This is a genomic window from Aliiruegeria lutimaris (genome assembly GCF_900099935.1).
Classification (GTDB): Bacteria; Pseudomonadota; Alphaproteobacteria; order Rhodobacterales; family Rhodobacteraceae; genus Tropicimonas; species Tropicimonas lutimaris.
Genome location: NZ_FNEK01000026.1, coordinates 59109 through 74172, shown reverse-complemented (window position 1 = coordinate 74172; position 15064 = coordinate 59109). Strand labels below are relative to the sequence as shown.

The 15064-nt window shown below is 62.9% G+C and carries 19 protein-coding genes; 15 read left to right on the top strand and 4 right to left on the bottom strand.

All coding sequences use genetic code 11. The features are described 5' to 3' along the window. Positions 1-20: 20 nt before the first annotated feature. Both tuf and BLR85_RS13820 read right to left on the bottom strand, forming a co-directional pair. A complete protein-coding gene (gene tuf, locus BLR85_RS13825) occupies positions 21-1196 on the bottom strand; it encodes an elongation factor Tu (RefSeq protein ID WP_093156953.1) in 1176 nt (391 codons plus the stop codon). Positions 1197-1330: 134 nt separating this feature from the next. Further along, the gene (locus BLR85_RS13820) at positions 1331-1900 is read right to left on the bottom strand and encodes a hypothetical protein (RefSeq protein ID WP_093156950.1); all 570 of its coding nucleotides are present in this window, start codon (positions 1898-1900) and stop codon (positions 1331-1333) included. A gap of 141 nt (positions 1901-2041) precedes the next feature. Between BLR85_RS13820 and BLR85_RS13815 the strand changes: the two genes are divergently transcribed. The 12 genes from BLR85_RS13815 (at position 2042) to BLR85_RS13760 (ending at position 11293) form a co-directional block, all read left to right on the top strand. After that, positions 2042-2794 carry a pyridoxine 5'-phosphate synthase gene (locus BLR85_RS13815; RefSeq protein WP_093156947.1) on the top strand — a complete coding sequence of 251 codons (753 nt, stop codon included), beginning with the start codon at positions 2042-2044 and terminating at the stop codon, positions 2792-2794. Continuing rightward, positions 2791-3726, top strand: coding sequence for a hypothetical protein (locus BLR85_RS13810; RefSeq protein ID WP_093156944.1), 936 nt, complete (start codon positions 2791-2793; stop codon positions 3724-3726). The genes BLR85_RS13815 and BLR85_RS13810 overlap by 4 nt, the downstream gene beginning before the upstream one ends. Positions 3727-3850: 124 nt before the next feature. Continuing rightward, the gene (gene acpS / locus BLR85_RS13805; protein WP_093156976.1) at positions 3851-4276 is read left to right on the top strand and encodes a holo-ACP synthase; all 426 of its coding nucleotides are present in this window, start codon (positions 3851-3853) and stop codon (positions 4274-4276) included. A 71-nt stretch (positions 4277-4347) separates the two neighbouring features. Continuing rightward, a complete protein-coding gene (gene lepB, locus BLR85_RS13800; RefSeq protein WP_093156941.1) occupies positions 4348-5124 on the top strand; it encodes a signal peptidase I in 777 nt (258 codons plus the stop codon). Next, on the top strand, positions 5121-5813 hold the full coding sequence (rnc, locus tag BLR85_RS13795; RefSeq protein WP_093156938.1) for a ribonuclease III: 693 nt from the start codon (positions 5121-5123) through the stop codon (positions 5811-5813). The genes lepB and rnc overlap by 4 nt, the downstream gene beginning before the upstream one ends. Positions 5814-6016: 203 nt before the next feature. Continuing rightward, positions 6017-6421, top strand: a complete 405-nt coding sequence (locus BLR85_RS13790; protein WP_170844568.1) for a TadE/TadG family type IV pilus assembly protein — start codon at positions 6017-6019, stop codon at positions 6419-6421. A gap of 15 nt (positions 6422-6436) precedes the next feature. Further along, complete coding sequence (locus BLR85_RS13785; protein WP_093156932.1) at positions 6437-7921, top strand: TadE/TadG family type IV pilus assembly protein; 1485 nt, start codon at positions 6437-6439, stop codon at positions 7919-7921. Between the two features lie 81 nt (positions 7922-8002). Then, a complete protein-coding gene (era, locus tag BLR85_RS13780; protein ID WP_093156928.1) occupies positions 8003-8911 on the top strand; it encodes a GTPase Era in 909 nt (302 codons plus the stop codon). Continuing rightward, a complete protein-coding gene (locus BLR85_RS13775) occupies positions 8908-9234 on the top strand; it encodes a DUF1491 family protein (protein WP_068313538.1) in 327 nt (108 codons plus the stop codon). Before era ends, BLR85_RS13775 begins: the two co-directional genes overlap by 4 nt. Before the next feature lie 31 nt (positions 9235-9265). Then, positions 9266-10000, top strand: a complete 735-nt coding sequence (gene recO / locus BLR85_RS13770; protein ID WP_093156925.1) for a DNA repair protein RecO — start codon at positions 9266-9268, stop codon at positions 9998-10000. Further along, entirely contained in the window at positions 9997-10662 is a 666-nt protein-coding gene (locus BLR85_RS13765; RefSeq protein WP_093156922.1) for a DNA-3-methyladenine glycosylase I, read from the top strand. Before recO ends, BLR85_RS13765 begins: the two co-directional genes overlap by 4 nt. Positions 10663-10672: 10 nt before the next feature. After that, on the top strand, positions 10673-11293 hold the full coding sequence (locus BLR85_RS13760; protein WP_093156919.1) for an NUDIX hydrolase: 621 nt from the start codon (positions 10673-10675) through the stop codon (positions 11291-11293). A gap of 6 nt (positions 11294-11299) precedes the next feature. Here BLR85_RS13760 and BLR85_RS13755 read toward each other — a convergent pair whose 3' ends face one another. Continuing rightward, positions 11300-12118 (bottom strand): ChaN family lipoprotein, encoded by an 819-nt coding sequence (locus tag BLR85_RS13755; RefSeq protein ID WP_093156916.1) that lies wholly within the window; start codon positions 12116-12118, stop codon positions 11300-11302. A gap of 137 nt (positions 12119-12255) precedes the next feature. Between BLR85_RS13755 and cobU the strand changes: the two genes are divergently transcribed. From cobU to BLR85_RS13740, 3 genes are all read left to right on the top strand, one after another. Further along, the gene (gene cobU / locus BLR85_RS13750; protein WP_093156912.1) at positions 12256-12792 is read left to right on the top strand and encodes a bifunctional adenosylcobinamide kinase/adenosylcobinamide-phosphate guanylyltransferase; all 537 of its coding nucleotides are present in this window, start codon (positions 12256-12258) and stop codon (positions 12790-12792) included. Beyond that, the gene (locus BLR85_RS13745) at positions 12786-13361 is read left to right on the top strand and encodes a histidine phosphatase family protein (RefSeq protein ID WP_093156909.1); all 576 of its coding nucleotides are present in this window, start codon (positions 12786-12788) and stop codon (positions 13359-13361) included. Before cobU ends, BLR85_RS13745 begins: the two co-directional genes overlap by 7 nt. 87 nt (positions 13362-13448) lie before the next feature. Beyond that, positions 13449-14321: a glutathione S-transferase gene (locus BLR85_RS13740; RefSeq protein ID WP_093156906.1), complete on the top strand. Its 873-nt coding sequence runs from the start codon at positions 13449-13451 to the stop codon at positions 14319-14321. 18 nt (positions 14322-14339) lie between these two features. On the opposite strand, the gene BLR85_RS13735 is transcribed toward BLR85_RS13740, so the two are convergent. Further along, on the bottom strand, positions 14340-15011 hold the full coding sequence (locus tag BLR85_RS13735; RefSeq protein WP_093156903.1) for a sugar transferase: 672 nt from the start codon (positions 15009-15011) through the stop codon (positions 14340-14342). Positions 15012-15064 lie beyond the last annotated feature (53 nt).

Here is a 15064-nt window from a genome sequence, read left to right as displayed (position 1 = left end):
TTCGTCGATCGTTCGAGAGATTACTCGAGGATCTTGGAGACGACGCCGGCGCCGACGGTGCGGCCGCCTTCGCGGATGGCGAAGCGGAGCTTCTCTTCCATCGCGATCGGCGCGATCAGGTCAACCGTGAACGAAACGTTGTCGCCCGGCATCACCATCTCGGTGCCCTCGGCCAGCGTCACCGTGCCGGTCACGTCCGTGGTACGGAAGTAGAACTGCGGACGGTAGTTGGCGAAGAACGGGGTGTGACGGCCGCCTTCTTCCTTGGTCAGGATGTAGGCCTCGGCTTCGAACTTCGTGTGCGGGGTCACGGAGCCCGGCTTGCAGAGAACCTGGCCACGCTCGACGCCCTCACGGTCGACACCGCGCAGCAGCGCACCGATGTTGTCGCCGGCTTCGCCGCGGTCCAGCAGCTTGCGGAACATCTCGACACCCGTGCAGGTGGTCTTCTTGGTGTCGCGGATGCCGACGATCTCGATCTCGTCGCCAACATTGATCACGCCACGCTCGACACGACCGGTCACAACCGTGCCGCGGCCGGAGATCGAGAACACGTCCTCGATCGGCATCAGGAACGGCTGGTCGACGGCACGCTCGGGCGTCGGGATGTACTCGTCGACGGCGGCCAGAAGCGCACGGATCGAGTTCTCACCCATCTCCGGATCACGGCCTTCCATCGCGGCCAGCGCGGAACCGGTGATGATCGGGATATCGTCGCCCGGGTACTCATAGCTCTCCAGAAGCTCGCGGATTTCCATTTCCACCAGCTCGAGCAGCTCGGGATCGTCCACCTGGTCGGCCTTGTTCATGTAGACGACCATGTAGGGGATGCCGACCTGGCGGCCGAGCAGGATGTGCTCGCGAGTCTGCGGCATCGGGCCATCGGCGGCCGACACGACCAGGATCGCGCCGTCCATCTGGGCAGCACCGGTGATCATGTTCTTGACGTAGTCGGCGTGGCCGGGGCAGTCAACGTGGGCATAGTGGCGGGTGTCGGTCTCGTACTCGACGTGGGCGGTCGAGATCGTGATCCCGCGGGCCTTCTCTTCGGGCGCGCCGTCGATCTGGTCATAGGCCTTGAAGTCGCCAAAATACTTCGTGATCGCCGCCGTCAACGTCGTCTTGCCGTGGTCAACGTGACCAATCGTGCCGATGTTCACGTGCGGTTTGCTGCGGTCAAACTTTTCTTTTGCCATGTGTCTTGGCGCCTCGTCATTAGGGGGCAACCTGCGGCCCGTTCTTCATCGCGCGCGAAGTATTGCTTCTGGAGCAGGAAATCAAGCACCTTCCAGCATTTCAGCCGCCGTAAAACACTTATTTTTCCGGTTTTTTACTGGGTTGCAGCCTCGGTCTCCGGCCGCTTGGCGAACCATTCCTCGTTGTCGCGCAACCAGTTCTCGATCTGGAGCGCGATATTCGCCGCGAGGTTCGCCACCTGCTCGTCCTTGGTCTTGGTCAGTCCGGAGCCGATGAACAGATCGGGGCTGAGCGACTCGAAGACCATTATCTGTTTCGGTTCCTGGTTGATCTTGCCGCCCTTGGCATCGTCCCAGACAGTCACGTCGACCACGACAACCGATTTCGGCGCCAGCACCAGCGGCACACCGGGAACGGCCACCGAATAGCCGAGAATATTGACGCCAAGATGGTAGAACTGGCTGCCCTCGTAGCGGCCCATGCGCGCCTGGATCGCCTCGGTCACCGCGTCGTCCCAGACTTCCGGCGGCACGTCTTTCGACGGCTGCACTCTCTGGATATTGTTGACCGTCACGATGTTGTGGACCAACTTGAACTCGCCGATCGGGTCCACTGGCTGTTGGGAAACAGGGGTCTGACTGCCGCATGCCGCAAGTGCGACAAGGCTGGAGAGGGCGAAAATTCGGCGGGTCAGACGGGTCATTTGGCTGCTCACAGTGGTTTGCGGTTCTATCATGGCTTAAACAAGCCGACGCCCCGGCGCAATTCAACTGCTTTATGCGAGATGGGTTTCACTCGCCTGCGGGCGGCGATATGTCTGCAAGGCAACAGCGGAGATCCTCTCATGACCGAATTTGTGGGACGCCTGAGGCTTGGCGTGAATATAGACCACGTGGCAACCGTCCGAAACGCGCGCGGCGGCGATGTGCCCGACCCGTTGCGCGCCGCAAAGATCGCCGAGGCCGCCGGCTGCGACGGGATCACCGCGCATCTGCGCGAAGATCGCCGCCATATCAGCGACGCCGATATCGAGGCGCTTGCCGCCAACCTGACCGTGCCGCTCAATTTCGAAATGGCCGCAACCGAAGAGATGCAGAAGATCGCCCTGCGCTATCGTCCGCATGCTGTGTGCATCGTGCCAGAAAAGCGCGAGGAACGGACGACCGAAGGTGGGCTCGAAGTTGCGCAGGACGAGAATCGCCTCGCCCATTTCATCGCACCGCTGCGGGACGCCGGCTGCCGGGTGTCGATCTTCATCGCCGCCGACAAGCGTCAGATCGAGGCCGCGCACCGGATCGGCGCAGCAGTAGTCGAACTGCATACCGGCGCCTATTGCGACGCTCATGCGGAAGGCCACTTTGACGAGCGCGACGCGGAGTTGGAGCGGTTGCGCGATATGTCGTCTTTTGCCCATTCGCTCGGGCTGGAGGTCCATGCCGGCCACGGGCTGACCTATGACACCGTTCAACCGGTTGCGGCCTTCCCCGAAATTGTCGAACTCAATATCGGCCATTTCCTCGTCGGCGAGGCAATCTTCGTCGGGCTCGATGCCTCGATCCGCCGGATGCGCGCGTTGATGGACGAGGCAAGAGCATGAGCCGGGACCGTTCGCTATTCTGGACCATCTTCGGCTTTCCGGTTCGCGCGATCCGCGCCCTGCCACGCACGCTGCTGGCTGTGCTCTTGATTGGCGCCTTGCTGCTGAACGTGTTTTCGCTGACAAGCCCTCCGCTCAATGGGCTGGCTACATCCCTTTTGTCGGAGTTGGGGATAACGACCGTCGCCGAGAGGGAACGCCGTTCGATGGTCGCGTCTCACGAGACCGAGCTTTCGGCAGCACAAGCCGAAACCCGCAAGGCCGAAGAGGCGATAGTGGCTGCGCGGGAGGCAACGCGAGTGGCCGAAGACACGGCCCGCGCTGCGGAAGAGGCCGCGGAACAGTCCGCAGAACAGACCCGCATTGCAGTTGAAGCTGCCCGGACTGCCGAAACGGCGATAGAAAAACTGGAAACCACCAAGGCGGCGCGCGATGCACTTGAAAAGGATATCGCGACCGCGATCACCGAACGCGCGAGGCTTCAGGCAGCTCGCGCATCGCAGACGGCATTGGCCGAATCAATTCCCCATGTTGGCGTTCAGGCGATCGCGGCAACGTTGGCTCTCGAGATCGAAGATGCCTGCGCCAGCGCTCGTGACGCTGCCGCACTGATCGCCATAACCGAAAACCGGGACAGCCCGGAAGAAGCGCGTCGCGCGGCTGAGGCTGAATTCGATTGCAGCGAGGCGGTTGCCGGTGCCTTGGAGCCGCTTTCACCGGGCGATCTATGGCAACTGATGTCGGCGGCGCCGGAGGATGCCTGGGCGGCCGCCGCGCCCTTCCTGCCCGAGACAGGCGACGACATCGCCTTCGAAGACTGGGACGCGCTGGCGGCGGAAGCCCGCATCGTTTTCGCCGGTTCGCAGACACCTCCCTCAGAAGGGGAAGTCGCATCGCCAACCGCGCCAAATGCGCCAACAGCGGAGGAATGATGCAGGGCAACAATGCTTTCCATTCCAGCGCCGTCGCGCAACGCCATGGAGTCGGTGCAAGCGAAAGGCAGTCGAACGCCCCCCTGCCCGCATCCTCGGGCAAAAAATCACGGAGATGGCGGCGTTGATACTCGGAGTCGGCACCGATCTGGCGAATATCGACCGCATCGCCGGCACGCTGGAACGCTTCGGCGACCGGTTCCGCAACCGCGTCTTCACTGAAACCGAGCAGCGCAAGGCCGAGAAGCGGCGCGATACGGTCGGCACCTATGCCAAACGATGGGCGGCCAAGGAAGCCTGCTCCAAGGCGCTCGGCACAGGGCTGCGCATGGGGATTGCCTGGAAGGACATGGCGGTCTCCAACCTGCCCACCGGCCAGCCGGTAATGCATGTCACGGGCTGGGCCGCAGAGCGGCTGGCCGAGATGACGCCACCAGGCCACGAGGCCATCATCCACGTCACGCTGACGGATGATCACCCCTGGGCACAGGCCTTCGTGGTGATCGAGGCGCGCCCGATCGTGATGCCGGAAACCGGGCCGGGCGCTTGACACCCCGGCGCCCTGCGGACATGTAGCGCCCGACCCCCCGCGGGACATTTTCACAGGATCAGAGGACGAGCATGGAAGACGCCAAGGACGGGATCGTCGAGACGATCAAGACAGTTGTCTACGCGCTGCTGATTGCGGGCGTGTTCCGCACCCTGTTTTTCCAGCCCTTCTGGATCCCGTCAGGATCGATGAAGGACACGTTGCTGATCGGCGATTTCCTCTTCGTCAACAAGATGGCCTATGGCTATTCGCAATATTCCTGCCCCTTCGGTATCTGCCCGATCAGCGGGCGCATCTTCGCCTCCGAGCCTGAACGCGGCGACGTGGTCGTGTTCCGCCACCCGGTCAACGGGTCGGACTTCATCAAGCGCCTGATCGGCCTGCCGGGCGACCGGATCCAGATGAAGAACGGCATCCTGAATATCAACGGTACCCCGCTGAAAACCGAACCCGATGGCGTCTTTACCGAACCGATGGAACCGCAGGGGCCGCAACAGATGCTTCCGCGTTGCTCCAACGCGCCGGTCGGCCAGGGGGGCGTGTGCGAGAAGGAAAAATTCGTCGAAACGCTGCCCGAAGGCCGCTCGCACTCGATCCTCAATATCGGCAACGGGCCGACCGACAACACGCCGGTCTTCACCGTGCCGGATGGGCATTACTTCTTCATGGGCGACAACCGTGACAACTCCACCGACAGCCGCGTGAACCAGCTTGCCCGCGGCGTGGGCTTCGTGCCGGCGGAGAACCTCATCGGTCGCGCAGACCGGATCATGTTCTCCTCGGCGGGCAAGTCGCTCTTCTACATCTGGACATGGCGGGCGGATCGTTTCTTCAAGGGGATCGAGTGAAACTCTCAGCCGAAGCCCGCGCCCTGCAGGACCGCCTTGGTCACACCTTCCGCAAGCCGGAACTGCTGGCGCGTGCGCTGACGCATCCTTCCATCGCTTCCGCCACCCGCCCCTCGAACCAACGGCTGGAGTTTCTGGGCGACCGGGTGCTGAACCTGGTCATCGCCGAGGCGCTCTTCCTGCATGACCGGCTGGCCGACGAGGGCCAGCTTGCACCCCGCTACAACGTGCTGGTCCGCAAGGAGACCTGCGCCGATGTCGCCCGGCAGATCGACCTCGGCTCCGCACTGAAGCTCGGGCGCTCCGAGATGATGTCCGGCGGGCGACGCAAGAACGCGCTTTTGGGCGACGCAATGGAGGCCGTTCTCGCCGCGATCTATCTCGATGGCGGGCTGGATGCGGCCAAGCCCATCGTGCTGCGGCTCTGGGGAGACCGGATCGAAGTCGCCGACGATCAGGCGCGCGACGCGAAAACAGCGCTCCAGGAATGGGCGCAGGCACGCGGCATGCAGCCGCCGCGCTACATCCAGACGGCGCGATCGGGGCCCGATCACGCGCCAATGTTCGCGATCTGTGCAAAATTGGAGAATGGCGCGCAGGAAACGGCGAGCGCCGGCTCCAAGAGACAGGCCGAGCAAGCGGCCGCGCAGGCCCTTCTTTTGCGGCTGGAAAGTGGCGAATCCGCCTGACCTCCCCCAGGTGGAAGAAGAGCTTTTTTCATTCTTTTACAGCAAATTAAGCACCCAAACCCAAGATGGCAAAACTGTGACACCGTCGTGGCAGCCACCGCGCAAAAGCCATATTTGCGCCCTGAAACCGCACCCAGGCTATGGTTCCCTTGTGGAAACAACCTGCGCCGATCTTGCATCGGCACGTTTTGGAGTCGAACAGCATGGCCACGCTCTGGCAGAGAATTCGTAAGTGGTTCCGCGCGGAAGATGGCAGCATGGCCATCGAATTTGTTATCATGGTGCCACTCTTCGTGGCCATGATTTCCGGCGTCGTGGACCTGAGCCGCGTTTATGTCGACCAGGCAAACTATTACAGCATCGCCCGCGATACCGCGCGAATCGTTGCCCGCCATGGCATGACGGAGACTACGGCGGAGACCTACGCCACCACCCGCCTGAACGAGGTCAGCGATGCGCAGCATACCGTCGACGTTTCCACCACCTCCACCGAAGTGACCGTTTTTATCGCGGCCCCCATCGAGGTTCTGGCGAAGTTCGATTTCCTCGACTTCCTTGCCGACATGACGATCACGGCCACTGTCACCCACGCGCTCGAGCCCAGCTGATCGAGGAGAGATAGAATGATTCGGACCGATTTTGCCCGATCCGAGGAAGGCGCCGCAGGCGCCTGGAGCCTTTTCATTTTCCTGATTTGTGCAGTGGTCGCCGGTCTCTCAATCGACGGCACGAACGGTGTTCGGGCCAAGGAGCACCTGCAGAGCACCGCCGACATGGCCGCCCATGCCGGCCTCATGGAACTGATCAACGGCGGCACGGATTCCAGCATTCGCAACGCGGTCAGCGCGAATGTCCAAACGAACATGCCGAGCTCGAATTACGGCAACGTTCTGGGCGACACGTCGACCTATATCTCCGTCGGCTATTTTGCCGACGGCACGCTCGCCTCCTCCCTTGTCGAGGATGACAATGCCGTTTCGGTCGAACTGCACATGTCCAGCTCCTTCGGCAATGCGGTGAAGACCTTCCTGCTCGGCTTTATCGGGATCGACTCGATGGACGTCATCGCAACGAGTACCGCGGTCATGGAGCAATCTGACACCTGCATCGGCTATGACGGCATCTATGCCCATGGCCAGGTGAAGATGACCTCGACCTCCACGATTGGCGCAGGCTTCTGCATCTTTTCGAAGGACTACGTGGATCTCTCCAACCACAACGTGTTCGAGCCCGGCTCCGGTATCGGCATGCCGGATCTGGCGAACTGCTCACACTGTGATGACGCGTCAAACCCCGGCGTGGAGGATGCCCAGTTCGAGGCGAACCTGCAGCTTCAGGATGTTGGCGCCCATGTGGACAAGGTCATGACATCGCTGCTCGGCACCGGCTCGGACAGCGCCCCCTATAACGACTTTATGGACTCGGTCGTCTTCACCGACAGCCTGACGCCGCTGTCGGACCTGGGCTACAACATCAGCAAGATGCGCAAGGGTTCGATCATCTCGATCGAGGCCGGGTATTTCCAATCCATGGAGACGGTTCCCGGCGGGCTCATCTATGCCGTCAATTGCGGCCCGGAACTGAACGCGAGCGGCGCGATCACCCCCTCGCCCTCCGGTGACAAAAAGAACTCGGAAATCAGCGCGAACCTGAAGACGATCTCGCTCGAAACGCCCACAGGCAGCGCGATCTCGGACGTGGCCATCGTGACCGATTGCAAGATCAACTTCGGCAACACCGCACAGGTCGTCAATTCCATCATCGCCACGAGTTCGACCTCGGTGCAATCCATTGCGGCCAGTTCCTACGCGAAAATCGGCAGCGGCGGCCTTACCTGCCCGAGCACGGAAAAGGTCGTTGTCATGACCAAGGGCGACATGAGCATTCCGGCAGGCATGGAAACCAACAACGTGGATTTCTATATCACCGGCAATGCTAGCCTTGCATCCGGCACATCGGTGCAAACGACCAAGCTCGGCACCAGCTTCTATGTCGGCGGAACGATGTCGATTGCAGCCCAGGGCGACTGGTACCCCTGCGGCGGGGAAGACGATTCCCTCGCGCTCGGCGTCGATGCCATCCACCACGTGATCGCCTCGGTCGAATAACGGATCGGCGCAGGCAACGGGGCACTGGCCTCTTGCGCCGCGATCCGCTACACCGCTGTCCTGCATTACAGGACCATGCTCATGACCACACGCTGCGGCTTCGTTGCCCTGATCGGAGAGCCCAACGCGGGCAAGTCGACGCTTCTCAACTACATGGTGGGTGCCAAGGTCTCGATCGTGACCCACAAGGTCCAGACCACCCGCGCCCGCATCCGCGGCGTCGCCATCGAGGGCGAGAGCCAGCTTGTCTTCGTCGACACGCCCGGCCTCTTCCAGCCCCGCCGACGGCTGGACCGGGCCATGGTGGCCGCGGCCTGGGGGGGCGCGGCCGATGCCGATCTCGTCGTTCTGCTGGTCGAAGCGCATCGCGGCCTGACCGCGGGGGTGCAGGCAATTCTCGACACACTCTCAGAGCGGACGGACGGACAGCGCGTGGCGCTCGCCATCAACAAGATCGACCGGGTCAAATCGGAGGTGTTGCTGGCGCTGACGCAACGGATGAACGAGGCCTATCCCTTTACGAAGACCTTCATGATCTCGGCCGAGAAGGGATATGCCGTGGACGACCTGCGCGCCTGGCTCGCCGCCGAGGTGCCCGAAGGCCCCTGGCATTACCCCGAGGACCAGATCGCCGATTTGCCGCTGCGGATGATCGCTGCCGAGATGACCCGCGAGAAACTGACCCTGCGCCTGCACCAGGAGCTGCCCTACCAGCTCACCGTGGAGACCGAGAACTGGGAGGAGCGCAAGGACGGCTCGGCCCGGATCGACCAGATCGTCTATGTCGCCCGCGACGGCCACAAGGGGATCATCCTTGGCAAGAAGGGCGAGACGATCAAGGCCGTCTCGCAGGCGGCCCGCGCGGAGCTGGAGGAATTCCTCGGCCGCAAGATCCACCTCTTCCTGCAGGTGAAGGTGCGGCCGAACTGGCTCGAAGAGGCCGAGCGCTATTCCGAGATGGGGCTGGATTTCAAGGACGGCAATTCGTGAGTCGCCTGGCCGCGGGCCTCTGGGTTCAGGCCTATATCATGCGGCTGCAGATCGAGATGATCCCCGCCTATGTGCTGGCACATGGCGACGACACCGCCGGCGCGATCCTCGTCAAGCTCAACCCGCTGGACGGCACCGCGAAAGTGTTCCAGCGCATCATGTCCATGGACGGCTCGCGCCCCTGGGACGTGCTGACGGAAGGGCCCGAGCCGGAGGTGGACGCACTGCTGGAGCGGCAACGCCGGTCCGATCCCGACATCTGGGTGATCGAAGTGGAGAGCCGTGCCGGTCGGCACATGCTGGACGAGCCCGGGCTGGAGTGACAGGGTTTCAGCCATAGCTTCGGTAGGTGCGATGGACTGGCAGGACGAGGGCACATTGATCGCGGTCAGGCCGCACGGGGAGAGCTCGGCGATCGTCGAGGTTTTCACCGCGACTCACGGCCTGCACGCCGGGCTCGTGCGTGGCGGCACATCCCGCAAACTGGCGCCGGTACTGCAACAGGGCACCCAGCTTTCGGTGGAATGGCGCGCCCGGCTGGAAGATCATATCGGCACTTTCCGGGTCGAGCCGATCAAGTCCCGCTCAGCGGCGCTCATGGGGGAGCGGCGGGCGCTTTACGGATTGGGTTCCATCTGCGCGCTCCTCGCCTTCGCCCTGCCCGAGCGCGAACCGCATCCCGGCCTCTACCGCGCCACCCAGCGTCTCTTCGACGCGCTCGGCACCGATGCGCGCTGGCCCGCGCTTTACCTGCTCTGGGAAAAGGCGCTGCTGGAGGAGCTGGGCTTCGCGCTGGACCTGTCGGAATGCGCGGCGACCGGGACGAAAGAGGAGCTGGTCTATGTCTCTCCCAAGACCGGCCGCGCCGTGAGCCGCGCCGGAGCCGGCGAATGGGCTGACCGGCTGCTGCCCCTGCCCGGCCTTCTGCTGGGGGAAGCGTCAGGCAATCCACGAGACGTTCTGGATGGGCTGCGCACTACCGGCTATTTTCTCGACACCTGGCTGGCTCCCGCGATGGGCGACCGGCCGATACCGGCGGCACGGGCACGGTTCCTGTCGCTCCTGCAACGAGAGGAGAGGCCCGCATGAAAACATTTGCCGAAATCCACGAAATGGCCCTCGCCCGAAAGGGCGCAGACGGTCTCGCCGCCGAGATGCCATCACCGCCCGAAACGCCGTTACGCGATTTGACCGACGACCGGCTGCTGGCCGAGTTCACAAAGCGGATCTTCCAGGCGGGCTTCAACTGGTCGGTGATCGAAAAGAAATGGCCCGGTTTCGAAGCCGCTTTCCACGGTTTCGACATCGCCCGCAACGCGATGATGTCGGACGAGGATCTCGACCGGCACCTGAAGAACACCGAGATCGTGCGCAATGCGGCCAAGATCCTGACCGTGCGAGACAATGCGGTGTTCCTGTCCGACCTGGCACGCGAACATGGCTCGGCCGCCCGGTATATTGGCGACTGGCCGGTGGAGGACACGGTGGGCCTGTTCGAGCTACTAAAGAAGCGCGGATCCCGCCTCGGCGGCGCGACCTGCCAATACGGGCTCCGCTTCCTCGGTTATGACGCTTTCATCCTGTCGAAATCGGTCGTGGCCGCGCTGAACATGGCCGAAGTGATAGACGGTGCTGCCACCTCCAAGACCGCCATGCGCAAGGTGCAGGAGGCCTTCAACGCGTGGCACGCGGAGAGCGGGCAGCCCTATGCCGTGATCAGCCGCACGCTGGCCTTTGCAGTGCCGGATTAGAGGAACGCTAATGGAAGATAGCTGGCTGACCTATGCCAAACGCCTGCAGGCACTGGCCGCCACTGGGTTGCATTACCAGCCCCGGCCCTATGACCGCGAGCGCTTCGAGGAGATCGACCTGATCGCGCGGGAGATGATCGCGCGGCTCGGCCAGATTCCGCTAAAGCATCTTGGTGGGTTGCCCGAGGTGCACGAAGGCTATGCCACGCCCAAGATCGACATCCGCGCCGCCGTGTTTCGCGATGGCCGGATCCTGCTGGTGCGGGAGATCTCGGACGGCAAATGGACCATGCCGGGCGGTTTCGCCGATATCGGCCTCACCGCTTCCGAGGTTGCTGTGAAGGAGACCATGGAGGAAGCGAGTCTAAGGGTGCTTGCGCGCAAGCTCTATTGCCTGCGCCACCGGGCGAAACAGCCCGGAGAGCCGGATTTCCGGGATTTCTACAAGTTCTTCTTCCTTTGCGATCCGCTCGCACCGGAAGAACCGGCTCCCGGCCCCGAAACCTCCGAAGCCGAATTCTTTGACCCGGGGGAGCTGCCGGAAATGTCCCTTGGTCGCAGCAATCCCGCGGATGTCGCCCGCGCGCTGCGCCATTTTCACGAGCCCGGCCGGCCGACGGATTTCGACTGACCGGCGTCAGTTGGACGACTTTTTCTCGAACACCGCGCAGGGGTCCTCGCGTTCCGCTTCCTCGGTAAGAAGCCAGAAATCATGCGGAACCGCACCTTCGGGCGCGGAAAGTTCGAACTGCCCCAGCGTGCGCACGACGACATCGGGCGCCGCCGCCGCAAGATAGACCGGCATCCCCCAGTCGCGCCGCGCATGCCCATTGCCCGTGATCACAACGACAGGGCCACCGGTCTCCCTGAGTGCCGCAAGCGTTGTCTGACTGAACCGGGCATCGCGCAGGCGCTGCGCATCCACCATTCCGGCCAGCATTTCCCCGGGCAGCGCGTTGCAATGCGCTTCGAGCTGGAAGGCTTCTCGCGTGGCCTGGATTTCCTCCGGCAGCGGCGCGAGGCCATACTGTTCCGCCGCCTCTCCGAACACCTCAGCGACACCCTCGGTCATCGCCGCCATCAGTTCCTCGCGGGCGACCGCCGCGCCGTAGATGCGAGCGTCCGGGGCGGCCAGGAAAATCGGGTGATACAACTCGAAATCCGGCCAGCTGGAATGTTTCCAGTCCAGCGCTTCTTCCAATACCGCGCGATCGCTCCGATCCGTGTTGTTCGCGGTCTCGGCCTGCTCGGCGGTCAGCATTTCGAACACAAGCGCGGAAGGTGCGATGGTGGCCACGGCGGCTGCCTGGTTGGCGTGCTGCGCGGGGTTGTCATGCACTTCGCCCAGCAGAACGATCGCGGCATCGCCCGGATCGAAAGCGGAAATATCGGGCAATTCGCCGGCGTGAACGGCACCGGCGAGACAGAGGGCGGGAAGATATGACCAGTTTTTCATCCCCGGATTTCTACACGGCCCATAGATTCGCTCCAGTCAAATGCGCGTGCATTCTTCGTGGGCGAAGGGCTTTCGCTCCGCGTCCATCCTCTGATAGGCAATGCGTGCACGGCGGATGAGCTGGAGACAGAGGGCCGATGACATCACAGATCACCTTGGTTCTCGGGGGCGCCAGCTCGGGAAAATCCGCCTTTGCGGAGGGGCTTGTCCGCTTCTCGGGTCTGGAAAGGATCTATCTTGCCACCTCGCAGGCCTTCGACGCCGAGATGGAGGCCAAGATCGCGGCCCATCGCGCGATGCGCGGTACGGGCTGGAACACGGTGGAGGCGCCGCACAAGCTTGCCGAAACGCTGTCCGACCAGCCCTCCGGGCGTATCATCTTGCTGGACTGTGCCACGATGTGGCTGAGCAACCGCCTACTGGCCGAGGTCGATCCGGAAACGGAGTTCGACGCGCTGATTGCTGCGCTGGAAAGCTGCGCCTCGCCCGTGGTCGTTGTTTCCAACGAGGTCGGGCAGGGAATCGTCCCCGACACCCCGCTCTCCCGCCGTTTTCGCGACTTGCAAGGGCGGTTGAACCGACAGATCGCGGCGAAAGCCGGGTTGGTCGTGGCGGTCATGGCCGGGCTACCGATGGCACTCAAGGGATCCCTTCCGGAGGATATGACATGGTGAACTGGTGGTGGGTGCGCCATGGTCCGACACATCGGCGCGACATGAATGGCTGGACGGATGTTCCGGCGGATCTTTCCGACACGTTGGCGTTGGCGCGGCTGCGCGACTTCCTGCCGGCCGATGCGCCGGTCATTTCCTCCGACCTGACCCGTGCGATCAAAACCGCCGACGCCATTCAGTCAAGCCGCCCGCGCCTGCCGCATGAACGTGGCCTGCGGGAGATCCATTTCGGTGCCTGGGAGGCACGGACATTCGAAGAGGTCCAGGAAGAGGATCCGCGCCTGATCCGGCGCTACTGGGAGCAGCCCGGCGATGTGAAGCCGCCCGGCGGAGAAAGCTGGCACGAGCTTTCGGTGCGCGTGAATCGCGCTGTGGACTGGTTGACCGGGGAAGCGGGTGACATCATCGCGGTAGCCCATTTCGGCACGATTCTCTGCCAGCTGCAGAGGGCGCGCGGTTGCACGGCGGTCGAGGTGCTGGAACAGCGAATCGACAACCTCTCGGTAACGCGCGTCAGCTGGGACGGGAAGTCGTGGCGGCCGGGCGAAATAAATCACATCCCTGAATGAAATGCAGGCCAATCATCACAATTTTTGATTATTAACTCCACGAACTTTCATTGGGCAAGGTCAAATTGGTTACCTACGGTCGCCCCCATGAGCAAAGAATTATATTTTGGCGATCCCGCCTATTCCAGCTGGTCCCTTCGGGCCTGGCTCCTGTTTGACCGATTCGGTATCGATTACGAACCGATCTGGGTCGATTTCCTGTCCGGATCCGTCGCGGACCAGATGAAACCCATCCCCCCGGCCCGCACTGTGCCCACCCTCCGCCTGCCGGACGGCGCCGTCTTGTGGGAATCGCTTGCGATCGCCGAAGAACTCGCCAGCCGATACCCCGACGCCGGGCTATGGCCGAGCGATCCCTCGGCCCGGGCAACGGCCCGCAGCCTCGCAGCGGAAATGCATGCGGGCTTCGGCACGCTTCGCAACGAATGCCCCATGCACTTGCGCACGGCCTATGCGGAAGCGCCGAGTTCTCCGGCACTCGAAGCGGATCTGCGCCGGCTTGAGCTGATCTGGGACCACGCGCGCTCGAAGCATCCCGGCAGCGAGCCCTGGCTTTGTGGCGGCTATTCGATCGCCGATGCCTTTTTCGCGCCCGTTGCTGCACGAATCGCCGGATATGGGCTGAGTGCTTCCCCATCCGCCCGCATTTATGTCGATGCGCATCTGGCCGACCCCGCCTTTCGCCGCTGGCGCGCGATTGGCCAACTCCGGGGCGAGCGGCTTCCCTGGTACGACCGCGACTACCCGCGTGCCGACTGGCCGGGCCCCAAACCGTTGAACGCGGAGGCAATCGAGGACGGCACAGCCGAAAACACGGCCTGCCCCTTCTCGGGCAAGCCGGTCACGGATCTGGCCAAGATCGAAGGCCGGGTTATCGGCTTCTGCAATTCGTTCTGTCGGGACAAGGTCGTGGCGGATGCTGGTGCCTGGCCGGAAGTCATGGCCCTGTTGGCCCGATAAATCTCACAGGCGCGGTTCTCAGCAACCGGACATGCGGCACACAGCGCCGAATGTCCGGAAAATGTAGCCGAGATCGACCAGCAGGGACTGCCGTTGCAGGTAGAGCAGGTCGTATTTCGCCCGCTCGACGAAAGAGACGGCGTTGCGGTCCGATACCTGCCAGGGGCCGGTGATTCCCGGGCGCATCCGGTAATAGGCGCGGCCGGGATAGATCTCGGCCTGCTCGACCATGATCGGGCGCGGCCCGACAAGGCTCATGTCCCCACTGAAAACATTGAATAATTGCGGCAATTCGTCGAGCGACGTCTTGCGCAGGATGCGACCGATCCGGGTGATCCGCGGATCGTGCGAGAGCTTCTGATACAGATCCCATTCGACGCGCGCGCTCGGGTTGGCCGCCAGATACTCTTCGAGCCGCGCCTGCGCATCCGGCACCATCGTCCTGAGCTTGATCATCTGGAACACGCTGCCATCGCGCCCGACACGCCGCTGCAGGAAGAACGGGTTCGCGCCATCCAGCGCGACCAGACAGGCAAGCACGCCAATTAACACCAGAAGGAAAGGCATGACAGCAAGGACCGCCAGGAAGTCGAACAGCCTTTTACCGGAGTAATCGCTATCGGCCGCCGCTTGCGGGTGCCCGTCGAGGCCCTGAAGGAGGATGGATGGCTTTCCAAGTACGTAAGTCATAGTCTGCTCGTGTTGTTTTCCGAACAGATGCACTCGGTTTGTGGCAAGTTATC

Coding starts and splice junctions, on each gene's coding strand:
- tuf (WP_093156953.1), bottom strand. CDS start 1,196: ATGGCAAAAGAAAAGTTTGACCGCAGCAAACCGCACGTGAACATCGGC.
- BLR85_RS13820 (WP_093156950.1), bottom strand. CDS start 1,900: ATGACCCGTCTGACCCGCCGAATTTTCGCCCTCTCCAGCCTTGTCGCA.
- BLR85_RS13815 (WP_093156947.1), top strand. CDS start 2,042: ATGACCGAATTTGTGGGACGCCTGAGGCTTGGCGTGAATATAGACCAC.
- BLR85_RS13810 (WP_093156944.1), top strand. CDS start 2,791: ATGAGCCGGGACCGTTCGCTATTCTGGACCATCTTCGGCTTTCCGGTT.
- lepB (WP_093156941.1), top strand. CDS start 4,348: ATGGAAGACGCCAAGGACGGGATCGTCGAGACGATCAAGACAGTTGTC.
- BLR85_RS13790 (WP_170844568.1), top strand. CDS start 6,017: ATGGCCACGCTCTGGCAGAGAATTCGTAAGTGGTTCCGCGCGGAAGAT.
- BLR85_RS13785 (WP_093156932.1), top strand. CDS start 6,437: ATGATTCGGACCGATTTTGCCCGATCCGAGGAAGGCGCCGCAGGCGCC.
- era (WP_093156928.1), top strand. CDS start 8,003: ATGACCACACGCTGCGGCTTCGTTGCCCTGATCGGAGAGCCCAACGCG.
- recO (WP_093156925.1), top strand. CDS start 9,266: ATGGACTGGCAGGACGAGGGCACATTGATCGCGGTCAGGCCGCACGGG.
- BLR85_RS13765 (WP_093156922.1), top strand. CDS start 9,997: ATGAAAACATTTGCCGAAATCCACGAAATGGCCCTCGCCCGAAAGGGC.
- BLR85_RS13760 (WP_093156919.1), top strand. CDS start 10,673: ATGGAAGATAGCTGGCTGACCTATGCCAAACGCCTGCAGGCACTGGCC.
- BLR85_RS13755 (WP_093156916.1), bottom strand. CDS start 12,118: ATGAAAAACTGGTCATATCTTCCCGCCCTCTGTCTCGCCGGTGCCGTT.
- cobU (WP_093156912.1), top strand. CDS start 12,256: ATGACATCACAGATCACCTTGGTTCTCGGGGGCGCCAGCTCGGGAAAA.
- BLR85_RS13745 (WP_093156909.1), top strand. CDS start 12,786: ATGGTGAACTGGTGGTGGGTGCGCCATGGTCCGACACATCGGCGCGAC.
- BLR85_RS13740 (WP_093156906.1), top strand. CDS start 13,449: ATGAGCAAAGAATTATATTTTGGCGATCCCGCCTATTCCAGCTGGTCC.
- BLR85_RS13735 (WP_093156903.1), bottom strand. CDS start 15,011: ATGACTTACGTACTTGGAAAGCCATCCATCCTCCTTCAGGGCCTCGAC.